Source organism: Streptomyces sp. NPDC059398, from assembly GCF_042751845.1.
In the GTDB taxonomy this organism is placed as follows: domain Bacteria; phylum Actinomycetota; class Actinomycetes; order Streptomycetales; family Streptomycetaceae; genus Streptomyces.
The window spans coordinates 54,590-66,103 of record NZ_JBHYWP010000034.1 but is presented as its reverse complement, the minus strand read 5'-3'; the positions used below and the strand labels follow the sequence as shown (position 1 = coordinate 66,103).

Annotated in this window: 10 protein-coding genes and 4 pseudogenes; 6 read left to right on the top strand and 8 right to left on the bottom strand. The window is 67.6% G+C overall.

All coding sequences use genetic code 11. The features are described from left to right. The 3 genes from ACFXBC_RS15220 to ACFXBC_RS15210 all read left to right on the top strand — a co-directional run. Positions 1-871: Dyp-type peroxidase (locus tag ACFXBC_RS15220; protein ID WP_385023608.1), on the top strand; the 871-nt coding region annotated here is incomplete at its 5' end. 106 nt (positions 872-977) lie between these two features. After that, positions 978-1,946 (top strand): iron uptake transporter permease EfeU, encoded by a 969-nt coding sequence (gene efeU, locus ACFXBC_RS15215; RefSeq protein ID WP_385023606.1) that lies wholly within the window; start codon positions 978-980, stop codon positions 1,944-1,946. Beyond that, entirely contained in the window at positions 1,873-2,805 is a 933-nt protein-coding gene (locus ACFXBC_RS15210) for a hypothetical protein (protein ID WP_385023622.1), read from the top strand. The genes efeU and ACFXBC_RS15210 overlap by 74 nt, the downstream gene beginning before the upstream one ends. Positions 2,806-2,856: 51 nt before the next feature. On the opposite strand, the gene ACFXBC_RS15205 is transcribed toward ACFXBC_RS15210, so the two are convergent. Together ACFXBC_RS15205 and ACFXBC_RS15200 are read right to left on the bottom strand one after the other, a co-directional pair. Beyond that, positions 2,857-3,588: a bifunctional DNA primase/polymerase gene (locus tag ACFXBC_RS15205; protein WP_385023604.1), complete on the bottom strand. Its 732-nt coding sequence runs from the start codon at positions 3,586-3,588 to the stop codon at positions 2,857-2,859. A 99-nt stretch (positions 3,589-3,687) separates the two neighbouring features. Next, a complete protein-coding gene (locus ACFXBC_RS15200) occupies positions 3,688-4,377 on the bottom strand; it encodes a TetR/AcrR family transcriptional regulator (protein ID WP_385023602.1) in 690 nt (229 codons plus the stop codon). 297 nt (positions 4,378-4,674) lie between these two features. On the opposite strand from ACFXBC_RS15200, the pseudogene ddaH reads away from it, so the two are divergent. The 3 genes and pseudogenes from ddaH to ACFXBC_RS15185 all read left to right on the top strand — a co-directional run. Beyond that, positions 4,675-5,505, top strand: a pseudogene (gene ddaH / locus ACFXBC_RS15195) (dimethylargininase); the annotation flags it as partial. Between the two features lie 403 nt (positions 5,506-5,908). After that, positions 5,909-6,289: pseudogene (locus ACFXBC_RS15190) on the top strand (transposase); the annotation flags it as partial. 432 nt (positions 6,290-6,721) lie between these two features. Continuing rightward, positions 6,722-7,297, top strand: a complete 576-nt coding sequence (locus tag ACFXBC_RS15185) for a hypothetical protein (protein ID WP_385023600.1) — start codon at positions 6,722-6,724, stop codon at positions 7,295-7,297. A gap of 245 nt (positions 7,298-7,542) precedes the next feature. On the opposite strand, the pseudogene ACFXBC_RS15180 reads toward ACFXBC_RS15185, so the two are convergent. The 6 genes and pseudogenes from ACFXBC_RS15180 to ACFXBC_RS15155 all read right to left on the bottom strand — a co-directional run. Further along, positions 7,543-7,731, bottom strand: a pseudogene (locus tag ACFXBC_RS15180) (hypothetical protein); the annotation flags it as partial. Positions 7,732-7,810: 79 nt separating this feature from the next. Continuing rightward, complete coding sequence (locus ACFXBC_RS15175) at positions 7,811-8,290, bottom strand: DMT family transporter (RefSeq protein ID WP_385023598.1); 480 nt, start codon at positions 8,288-8,290, stop codon at positions 7,811-7,813. Between the two features lie 91 nt (positions 8,291-8,381). Further along, positions 8,382-8,513, bottom strand: a pseudogene (locus ACFXBC_RS15170) (IS5/IS1182 family transposase); the annotation flags it as partial. Between the two features lie 637 nt (positions 8,514-9,150). Next, on the bottom strand, positions 9,151-10,101 hold the full coding sequence (locus ACFXBC_RS15165; protein ID WP_385023596.1) for a methyltransferase: 951 nt from the start codon (positions 10,099-10,101) through the stop codon (positions 9,151-9,153). Further along, positions 10,098-11,057 (bottom strand): ATP-grasp ribosomal peptide maturase, encoded by a 960-nt coding sequence (gene tgmB, locus ACFXBC_RS15160; RefSeq protein WP_385023594.1) that lies wholly within the window; start codon positions 11,055-11,057, stop codon positions 10,098-10,100. The genes ACFXBC_RS15165 and tgmB overlap by 4 nt, the downstream gene beginning before the upstream one ends. 3 nt (positions 11,058-11,060) lie before the next feature. After that, positions 11,061-11,357: a putative ATP-grasp-modified RiPP gene (locus ACFXBC_RS15155; protein ID WP_385023592.1), complete on the bottom strand. Its 297-nt coding sequence runs from the start codon at positions 11,355-11,357 to the stop codon at positions 11,061-11,063. Positions 11,358-11,514: the final 157 nt, after the last annotated feature.

Genomic DNA, 11,514 nt, shown 5'->3' with positions numbered 1-11,514 from the left:
CACACCTATTATGGTCGGCTGCGTCTTTTGTTTATATGAGACCGCTACGATATTCGTGAGGGGCCGTTTGGGTGTGGCGGGCGGGGGGCCCGGGCCGCTGGTCGATCTGCCGGAGTTCCCCGGTGACAATCTCGAAGCGACGCGCAGCGGCGGGGATCTGTGCATCCAGGCGTGCGCGGACGACCCGCAGGTGGCGGTACACGCGATCCGCAATCTGGCCAGGATCGGCTTCGGCAAGATCGCGATCCGCTGGTCGCAGCTGGGCTTCGGCAAGACCTCGTCGACCACACCGGACGCCCAGACCCCGCGCAACATGATGGGCTTCAAGGACGGCACCCGGAACATCTCCGGCACCGACACGGCCGCCCTGCGGGATCACGTGTGGGCGGCGGAGAAGGGCGACGCGGCCTGGATGACCGGCGGTTCCTATCTGGTGGCCCGCCGTATCCGGATGCATATCGAGACCTGGGACCGCGCCTCGCTCCAGGAGCAGGAGGACGTCTTCGGCCGCGACAAGGGCGAGGGCGCGCCGGTCGGCAAGGCGAAGGAGCGCGACGAGCCGTTCCTGAAGGCGATGCTGCCGACCTCGCACGTACGCCTCGCCCATCCGGACAGCAATCACGGGATCCGGATCCTGCGCCGCGGCTACTCCTTCACCGACGGTACGGACGGCCTGGGGCGGCTGGACGCGGGGCTGTTCTTCCTGGCGTACCAGCGGGACACCCGGCAGGGGTTCATCCCGCTCCAGCGCGGTCTGGCCCGCCATGACGCGCTCAACGAGTACATCCAGCACGTGGGTTCGGCGCACTTCGCCGTCCCGCCGGGCGTCCGCGGCAAGGGCGACTGGTGGGGCCGTGCGCTGTTCACCTGACGCGCTGCCGCCCGACGTGCTGTCCGCCCGACGCCCTGCCCGCTCCCCTCACCCCGGGATCCCGTCGTTCCCGTAACCCGGTTCCTGCAACCAGAAAGGACCCGACGTGTTCGGCAACTATCTGATCGGCCTGCGCGAGGGGCTCGAAGCGAGCCTCGTCGTGTGCATCCTCATCGCCTATCTGGTCAAGACCGGCCGGCGTGACGCGCTGCGCCCGGTGTGGATCGGTATCTCCACCGCGGTCCTGGTGGCGCTCGTCTTCGGCTTCGCGCTCGAATTCGGTTCGGAGGAGCTGACGTTCAAGGCCCAGGAGGGTCTTGGCGGATCGCTGTCGATCGTCGCGGTGGCCCTGGTGACCTGGATGGTCTTCTGGATGCGGCGCACCGCGCGCCATCTCAGGGCCGAACTGCACGGCAAGCTCGACACCGCGCTGCGGATGGGCACGGGCGCGCTGGTCGCGACGGCGTTCCTGGCGGTGGGCCGGGAGGGTCTGGAGACCGCGCTGTTCATCTGGTCCTCGGTGCACACCTCGACCGACGGGGCCCAGGGTCCGATGATCGGCGCGCTCCTCGGCATCCTCAGCGCCGTCGTGCTCGGCTGGCTCTTCTACCGGGGCGCCGTCCGTATCAACCTGTCGAAGTTCTTCACCTGGACCGGCGGGATGCTGGTGGTCGTGGCCGCGGGTGTGCTCGCGTACGGCGTCCACGACCTGCAGGAAGCCGACTTCGTCCCCGGTCTGCAGAGCCTGGCGTTCGACATCAGCTCGACCGTCCCGCCGGACAGCTGGTACGGGACGCTCCTGAAGGGCGTGTTCAACTTCCAGCCCGACCCGACGGTGCTCCAGGCAACGGTATGGGTGCTGTATCTGGTCCCCACGCTCGTGTTCTTCTTCGCCCCGGTAGGGTTCACCACGTCCTCGAAGGCAGCGGGATCGCAGGAGCAGAAGGCAACTCATGGGCAGGCTGGGGCGGCTGGCGGCGGGACTCGCGACGACAGCGGCGATGTCGCTGACGGCGAGCGGGTGCATGACGGTGCACGGGGAGCTGGAGGTCGTACCGTCGGCGACGAAGGCTGAGGCGGCGCAGGCACTCGCCGCCTTCACCACCGCGTACAACAAGGCGGACAAGGCGTACGACCCGGCTCTCGACGCGGGCCGGGTCACCGGTCCGCTCGGGGCCATCAACCAGGCGGGGCTCAAGGCGCGGCACGTCACCACTCCGTCCGGCAACGCGCAGCACTCCGACCTCAAGCTCACCGACGTGAAGTTCGTGATCCCGAAGAAGGCCGGGTGGCCGCGGTGGTTCGTCGCCGACACGGACTCCAACCGGGACCGGGACGGCGGCGGCAGACTGGACACCCGCTGGCTGGTGGTGTTCGTACGGAACGCGGCCGACCAGCAGTGGAAGGCCGCCTATCTCTCGGTGCTGCGCCCCTCGGCGGTCCCTGACTTCGTCACCGACAAGGACGGCTGGGCGCGGCCCGCCGAACCGGCCGACCCGTCGCTGGCGGTGGCTCCGGAGAAGCTCAGCGCCGAGTACACCGGGTATCTGCAGAAGGGGAGCCCGGACCACTTCGCGCCGGGCAACGACACCACCGACTGGCGCAGGGCGCGGAAGAAGAACGCGAATCTGCCGGGGCTCTCCACGCAGTACGAGGACCGGGCGCTCACCGAGGGCGACTACCGGCCGCTGGGTCTGGCCGTCCGGGGCGGCGGGGCGCTGGTGTTCTTCTCCAGCCGCCACTACGAGCAGCAGACCGCCGCGAAGGGGCTGCATCTGACGGTGCCGCCGGATGTACGGGCGCTGATGACGAGCGACGCGAAGAGCACCCTCACCAAGGAGCGCGTCTCCAGCCAGGTCGCGCTGGTCCCTGAGAAGGGACAGGTAACCATCCTCAACCGGCTGGCCGGACTGACGGCGGCGAAGGGCTCCTGAGGCAGGACGCCCGGGGCCGGGCCGGGCAGATCCGGCGCTGAGCCGGCCGGCTCAGCGGCCGAGGGGCCACGCCACCGCGTGTGCGTCCTGGTCGTCGGCGTCGGCGTGGCGTGCGCAGGCGTCGGTGAGCGTCTCCAGGAGGGTCAGCGGATCGGGCAGCGGATGTTCGAGTCCGCGCACCCAGTCCACGCTCGCGTCACCGGGCAGCCGGGCGGGCGGTACGAGCACATAGCTGCCGCGGCAGTGCCAGCGCAGCCCCGGGTGCTCGTCCATCGTCTCCGGGTGGCAGTCCAGCTCGCACGGCCACCACTCGTCCTCGTCCTCGGGCGTACCGCGGGTGGCGGTGAAGAAGAGCATCCGGTCGGTGCCCGACTGGGCGACCGGCCCCACCTGGATCCCCTCGGCGAGCAGCCGCTCCAGTGCGCTGCGCCCCGCGTCGAGCGGCACATCGAGGACGTCGAGGACCATGCCGGTCGCGGTGATGAAGTTGGCGTCGGGCTGGTTCCGCACCCAGCGCTCGACCTGGGCGCGGTCGGTCGTGGACTGCGTCTGCCAGGCGAAGGAGAGGGGGTGCCTGGCCGGGGTGGGACAGCCGACCCGGTCGCAGGAACAGCGGTACCCGACGGGGTGGGCGGCGGGCGAGAGGGGCAGCCCGGCATCGGCGGCGGCGACGAAGAGCCTCTCCCGGAGGAGGTCGTCAGGAGGGGACTGCTTGGGGCGGCGGCGCAGCCACTGGCTCATCCTGCTCGCCGGGCCACGGTCTCGGCCGAACTCTGTTCCCATCTATCCCCTCACCTCACCGCTGCCGCTGTATGCACCACGGACCCTCCATGCTGCCACCATCCTGCGCCCCGGGTGACCACACTTACCGGCCGGGGTGGTTCAGCCACTGTCCGGATGTGCCCCGATCCCGCGCAGCACCTGGTCCACACAGGTGTCGGCGAAGGCGTGGGTGAGCGGGTTGGTGCGCTGAAGCCAGCGGTGGGTGAGCGGCCCGACCAGCATCTCCACGGCGATCCGGATGTCCACGTCCGCGCCGATCTGCCCGGCGGCGACGGCGGACCGCAGCCGCTCCTCGTACAGCCTGAGGGCCGGTTCGAGGAGTTCGCGGGTGAAGCGCCTGCCGAGCTCCGGGTCGGTGGACCCGGCCGCGGTGAGGGCGCGGGTGGGCGCCTCGTACGTCTCGTCGTTGAACTGGTCGACGGTGAGCCGCAGCACCTGCTTGAGGTCGGCCGCGATGTCCCCGGTGTCGGGGAAGCCGCTCCACTCGCCCTCGGTCTCGGCGTCCCCGGCGAGGGCGAGGGAGGCGTCGAGCAGGACGGCCGCCTTCGACGGCCACCAGCGGTAGATCGTCTGCTTCCCCACCCCCGCCCGGGCGGCGATGGCCTCGATGGTCAGCTTGTTGTAGCCGGCCTCCGTGACCAGCGCGAGCGCCGCATCGAGGATCGCCCGGCGGGAGCGCTCACTGCGACGGCCGGCGTCGGGCGCCCTGCCGGTCGTCCGTACGGGGGGTGCGGTGCCGGGCCGGTGTCCGGCGGGCGGCTTCGCTTCGGGGGACGGGGAGTCGGCCATGGAGGGGAATCTAACATCGGCGGATCCGATACGTATCGTCTCGGTATCCGCGTGATGTACGCCTTGCGCACCGGGGCTCCCGTCCGACCCCGCCGCCCCACCGCGGGGCTTCGGCCACGGCGGACGGGCGGCCACGGCGGAGCAACGACCACCGAGGGCGTAGGGCCAGGGCGAAGTAGCGACCCCAGAGGACGCACGACCACGGTGGGTGAACCACCCGATCGGTGCACAGCGCGCGGGGCCCCGCAGGCGGACCATGGCAGCTAGTCGGCTGCACACCCCGCAGCCCATGTCCGCCGTGAGGAGCCCTCATTGCCTCGTGACGCCAGACCCCGGCGCTATCTGATGTGCCCACCGGCACACTTCAGGGTGACGTACTCCATCAACCCGTGGATGGACCCTTCGAAACCGGTCGAACTCCCCCTGGCCCTCGCCCAGTGGGAGGACCTGCGCGACCGCTACACCGCTCTCGGCCATACGGTCGAGATCATGGACCCCCGCCCCGGCCTGCCCGACATGGTCTTCGCGGCCAACGGCGCGACCGTGATCGACGGGCATGTGCTCGGCGCCCGCTTCGCCCACCCGGAGCGCGCCGAGGAGGCCGAGGCGCACCTGGAGTGGTTCCGCGTCCGCGGCTTCACCCGGGTCCACCAGCCCGCCCATGTCAACGAGGGCGAGGGCGACTTCGCCGTCACCGCCTCGTACATCCTGGCCGGGCGGGGCTTCCGCTCCAGCCCGCTCTCGCACGCCGAGGCCCAGGAGTTCTTCGGCCGCCCGGTGATCGGCCTCGATCTGGTCGATCCGCGCTACTACCACCTCGATACGGCGCTGAGTGTGCTGGACGACTCGGCGGACGAGATCATGTACTACCCGGACGCGTTCTCACCGGGCAGCCGTTCCGTGCTGGCCAGGCTCTTCCCCGACGCACTGATCGCGGCCCCGGAGGACGCCGCGGCACTGGGCCTCAACGCGGTGAGCGACGGCCGCCATGTCCTGCTGCCCCAGGCGGCCGTCGGCCTCTACGCCCCGCTGAGGGCCCGCGGGTTCGAGCCTCTCGGCATGGACCTGAGCGAACTGCTCAAGGGCGGCGGCAGCGTCAAGTGCTGTACGCAGGAGCTGCGTTCGTAGGCTGCTTCGGCAGATCGGCGCTGTGGCTGGGCCGATTCTTCCGGATCACCTTGCTGATGAGAGGAAGGACTGCGGCGGGGTGGAGTCCTGCGAGGTAGGTGGTGGCGGTCGTGTCGTCGCGGGTGGCAGGGCCGCGCCACTGCTTGAGCTCGTTGGTGGATCCTGGTGGTCGGTTTCCCCGTCGGAGTGCCCGGGGAGCATGGTCGGCCGGCTCGGCAACCGGGGTTCGTGCAGGATGTTCCATGAACGATCGGGCTAGATTCCTGGTGGACCGAACGTGGGGCTCAAGGCGGGCGGCAGGTCCGACACCGTCCCGAACACCAAGACGTGGTCCGGGTTCATGGGGTCGTTTTCCGGCGTGGCGATGATTCCCGCCGACAGCAAGATCCTGATCAGCGCGTTCCTACGGCTGGGACTCTCCGCTGCCAACACCCACGGCAGCCTCGCCCTGAAGCCGATGCTGACCCATTTCCACATGGGACAGGAACCCCACGCGACCGATTCGAAGCCGCAACGTCTGCATGCCGACACGGCGTACGACATTCCTCACCTGCGGCGATAGCTATGGGGCAAGCACATCGGTGTCCGCATCGCTCGCAAGGGCATCAAGTTTAGCGAGCGCCTCGGCCGTCGCAGGTGGGTCATCGAGCGCACCATGTCCTGGCTGACCGGTTACCGCAGACTCAACCACCGCTACGAGCGCCAACCAGGCAACTACCTGGCCTTTCTCGGACTTGCTGCCGCCCTCTGCTGCTACAAACGCTTCCTCGACCTGACCAAGTAGGACACGGCCTAAAACCGCAAGGTCGCCGTACTTGATGCTGTTGCGGGAGTCGTTACTGGACCGCAGGGGGTCCAGCCGCCGGAGAAGTACGGCGGCTGGCGGCGGCTACAGCCGACTTCCGACGTGGGCCTGGCGGCACCGTGGAGTACGCGTGTTGAGGGTCATTGCCGATGCCGATGAGGACCGGAACTGGGTCGCCCTCCGTGACCTCCACGATCGTTTGCGCTAGCCCACACGCAGCCGGGGCTCGCAAGAGGAAATCCTGGCGGAGCTAATTCGGTATATATCCGCACTGTTGTGACCGAATTGTCCCAAACTGCTGCATCCGCTAAAAGAAAATAACCTACCAACATTGAGGACGACGTTGACGCGGTGTGGAGGATGGGTCACTTTTAGTTTATGTAACGCTCTGCTCGTGATCGGAGGGTCACGGTGAACCACTTCAAGATCCTGCAATTCCCTACTCGAGCTAGCAGAATCGCGGCAGCCATCCTGTTCATGGCGGCAGTCGTGATGAGCGTGCTGGGCGGAAGCGTTTCGGCGCACGCCGCAGTTGCCGACGTCGAATGCACGCCCACCACATCGACTCTCAGCGTGTCCTACAACCCTGGTCTCCACCTGGAAACACAAAGTCACACAATCACCACCCAGGGAAACTACCAGTGCCTCTCGTCCTCCGACTCCACGCTCTCCTCGGGAGGGTTCGGCCCTAACTCGGCGACTGGGGTCTCGGCATCGTGTCTGCAGCTGCTACCCAGTGGCACCGGCAGCTTCACGATCACCTGGAACAATGGCCGTACCAGCACGATCACAGCCTCGGTCACCAACACTGTGGTCGCCAACACGTACGTCTCCACAGGCATAGGTACCGTCACCGCTGGAGAGTTCGCCGGCGACGCCGTTCTAGCCGTCAACATCTTCATTCAACCGAACCTCCTAGCCTGCCTCTCCACTGCTGGCGTCACCAACATGACTGGCACGGCGAACCTGCTGATCACAAGCGCGTGAGCCTTCCGGGGTCTGTCTCGAGTTGAGATGAAAGGCGCACTCCACGCTGAAACCAGCAGTCTCCGGCAGGGGCCCGACCCTGCCGGAGTTCGCCTGGTTCTTCGTCTGGCTCCTTCCATAACCGCCATGAATACTCATCCCGGCCGTCCAGGTTTACCGGATGTTGCAATTATCGTGCCTTCAGCTCGCCAGACGCCCCTGCCGACGATCTATTGTGCTTGGCCGCCGGTGCGGGTGGCAGCCAACTAGTGCCGGATCAGGCAACGTTCGCCCCCGTTTACGTCTGACGGGCAGCTCGTGCTGAGCGGCTCGGTCTCCTCAGTGTCGAGCTGGTGGTCGGCCCAGACGTAGCTTTCGGGAAGCAGATCGGTGATGGAGACGGTCCGGAGCCGCTCGCCTGCCCCGACGATGACTTGCAGGCCCCGGAAGTAGTCGCCTTTCCTGACGCAGCACACTGGGAAATTTTCTTCCGGTCTGATGCTGATGATCTTCTGCTACATTTCGGAATGGCTCTCAGTCCGCCAGCTTCAGGCCCGCGACGCAGCCGATAATGCCTGCCAACAGCAGGAGCTTGAGCACGCTGGCCGACTCCCCGTCGAAGACCATCGCGTACGTGGCAGTGAGTACCGCTCCAATCCCCACCCAGACTGCATATCCAGTACCTACCGGCAGTGTCCGCAGAGCATAGGACAAGCCCGCCATGCTGATCACCAGGCCGGCAACGAACACGCTGCTCGGCAGTAGACGGTGGAAGCCCTCCGATTTTCCAAGCGCCGTCGCCCACACCGCCTCGAACACTCCGGCCAACACCAACACGATCCATGCCATGACAGACACTCCCAGCGCCGTCTTGTCGTGGCTGGATTCGGCGCACTCGTCCAGGAGCCGATCGGGCTCTGCACACCAGTCTCGCAAGTCCCGGCCGGTACAGGACAGCAACATTCGAATCGCCACCCCATGAACCACGCGAATGACGGAGTAGAGAAGAATCATGCAAGCCGCGTTCCTCAGGCAGGGAAAACTGAGGTGAACCGGAATTTGCCGCGATCCTGGACCTCGTGGGTGTGGGAGTTCGCCAGCCGAGAAAGGCCAGATAATTGGAGGGGTGGCGTTCGTAGCGGTGGTTGAGTGTGCGGTAGCAGGTCAGACACGGCTCGATAGCCCACCTGCGGCGGCCCAATCGTTCGCTGGACTCGATGCCCTTGCGGGCGATGCGGACGCCGACTGCTCCGTGATCTCCCACAACCCGTCCGGCACGATCCAGTCCCACCGCCCACTCCTCATCGTGATGGGCTACCCCAACTCACCATGTAGGACACCGTCTAAGTCGTCGAGAGACTTCGCACCGAGTCCTTCGAGGGCGGCCTCGGTGAGGCCGGCGGCGTCCTGACTTCCCTGACGTAGCCCTCGGCCGGCCCGCTGCCCGGTCGACGGCGGCCGCATCGGCGGTGGCCTGGTTCTCGTAGTTGACCGTGCGGGCCAGTGAGGCGATGGCCCAGGACGCGGTGGTGGTGGCGTCGGCCGCATAGCTGAGGGCTTCCTTGAAGAACGTTTTGTCCTGGCGAGATTGTGTGGTTCGAGGTTCAGGTGTCGCGCCAGTTCAGGGTCGATTCGCGAGTGTGTCTGCGGCTTATGAGATCGATCATCAAGACGTGGACTATGGCTTCGGCACATCCGGCGTTGAGGTGTGAGCCCTTCGGGCCGCTGCCGGGCACCAGCGGAACGGCTCGAAGGCATCCGATCTTCTCAGCGCGGCGCTCCGCCGACTCCGACAAGGGCTCGGCGCCCCTCGCTCCGGCGACCCCTGCTCCCAGCAGAGGGGTGCGCCGTGGCTGGTGATTGCGGTACCCCGATCAGATGAGGTGGTGCTGCCATCGAAGCGCGGGGTGGCCGTCGATCCAGTAGGTGTGGGTCTCCTGTGTGATGTGGAGCTGTACCGCGGTGATGTCGGGGCTGTCCGCCTCGTGCCAGGCGGTGAGGGTCTGCTCGATCGCGTCCCAAAGGGCCGCGGGGCCGCCCTGGCGGACTGTCCAGGTGCCGTCGTTCTCCGTGAACGATGCGAAGGATTCTCGGTCCGGATCGAAGAGGTGCAACAGCCGGTTGCCCTCCAGCGATGTGGCGCGGGTGAAGCGCGCCCCCGGAGCAGCGAGCTGCGCGAGAAACGCAGGCATCCACTCTTCGAGGAGTAGCGGGTGCACCTTGGCTACACGCTCGCTGTCGGGGTAGGCGATGCGGGCGGACAAGTCCCCGACGACCGGTACCTCCGCCTGGGAGCGGGCCTGCATGAACGAGCTGCGGCCGATGATCCCGCCCCTGGCGGTCCCGTCCTCGGCGACCATGACCTTCGCCAGCCCGGTGCCGTATTGCCAAGACCCGCCGACCGTGGCGAGGACGATGGCGCCCGGCTTGGTCTGCCTGATCCAGGTGTAAGGGATTCGACGCACGGCGCAGGTAGCGATGACAAGGTCGTACGGTGCGCGGCGAGGGTGGCCAAGGAGGCCGTCTCCGGTGACGGTCCACGTCGAGTACCCGGCCTTCTCCAGCGCGGCGTCCGCACGGGCTGAGACGTCCGGGTCCACCTCGATCGTGGTGACGTTGTCCTCGCCGAGGCGGAAGCACATCAGGGCGGAGGAGTAACCGGTCCCCGTACCGATCTCCAGCACCTGATGCCCGTCCCCCACCTCCAGCTTCTCCAGCATGTCCACCACGGTCTCCACTGCCGCCCGCCAGCAGGGACTGGAGAGGACACCGGCCTGCGTCAGCCGTTCGGCGAGGGCGCGCCGTTGAGCAGCGGTGCCGGTCATGGGGCAACTCCTTGCGTCAGCAGTTCAGCGAATGCAACGGACATCGCGAGGCCCGTGGATTCCTCCAGCCACCCCCACTGTCCGTTCGGGTTCAGCTCCAGCCACCAGAGGTCGCCAGCCTTGTCCACGGCGAAGTCGAAGCTCCCCGAGACCAGCCCGAAGTGATCGAGGTACGCATGGAGCACCTTCTCCAGCCGGGTGGGCAGGTCCACCACCCGGTAGGACAGCGCCGAGTAGTCCTTGCGCCAGTCCAGCATCCCGGACTCGATCCGTACGGCGAACACCTCGCCGCCGACGACCAGGACGCGGAGGTCGGCCGCCTTGTCCACGACGGCCTGGAACAGGTGCGGCACCAGGGACACGCTCGCGTCGATCTCGGCCGCGGTGACGCGGTCGGCCCAGCCGGTAACGGCAACCCCATCGCGCTGGTAGGGCGTCCACCGGAGCGTCTTGTAGATCACCCGATCGTGGGCGCCGATGAAGGACCGGGATTCGTCCGGGTCGTTCGTGACCAGCGTCGGCGGCACGGCCAGTCCGAGACGCTGGGCTACGGCGAGCTGGGCGGGCTTGTAGTCCGCGGCGGCATTCCGCAGCGGGTGGTTGACCCACAGCGGTCCGTCGAGGGAGTACAGGGTCCCGCCGAGTCCGTAGCGGGTCTGCGCCGCCGCGAACCGTGCGTCGTCATTGTCGAGGTGGCCGAAGGAGGGCCATACCGGGCGGCGCCAGTACACCGATCGGATATGGGTCAGGTCCACGGTCCGCGATGGTGTCCGGAGCTGCCCGGCCACGGGGGTCGGGCAGCTTCCGAACCGGGCGGAGACCGTCAGAGTCGCCCCGATGTCGGCGGGATTGAACCTGGCCACGGGCACGTTGCGCCGGTTCAGCTGGCTGATCACCATGTCGGCGGTGAGGTCATCCAGCTCCGTGGCCACGAGCACCGCTCTCCCGTCGGTCACCGGTCAGTCCCGCTCTGAGTCGTGGTCGTGGCCCTGGTCGGGCGATGAGTCCGAGTTCGTGGTCGTGTTCGTCTCCGTGCCCTTGCTGGTCCCGTACTTGCCCATCTCGATCACCGTGCCCATCCGGTCGGTGTAGACGCCGAGCTGGGTTTCGGGATCGAGCGTGACCGACGCGTGGGGGCGACGGGCGACGGTCGGGTACGGGGCGGTCGACCGGCCCCCCGTTATGTTTTTCGCGGTCCTGCAACGGGGCCGCTGGCCTCCGGGCCCGGCATGACTGTGTCCCCCTGTCGAAGGCATGACCTGGGGGGTGGTGTCACCGGGTCCGGGGGTGTTCGTCGGAGACGCTGATGAGAGGTCCGGCCACCGTCCGGTCCGGCGCAATGCCGGACAGTTCGCGGGCGGCAGGTCTGCATAACGTGGATGCGTGAGCACGACACCCGAGCCGAGGCCGGCA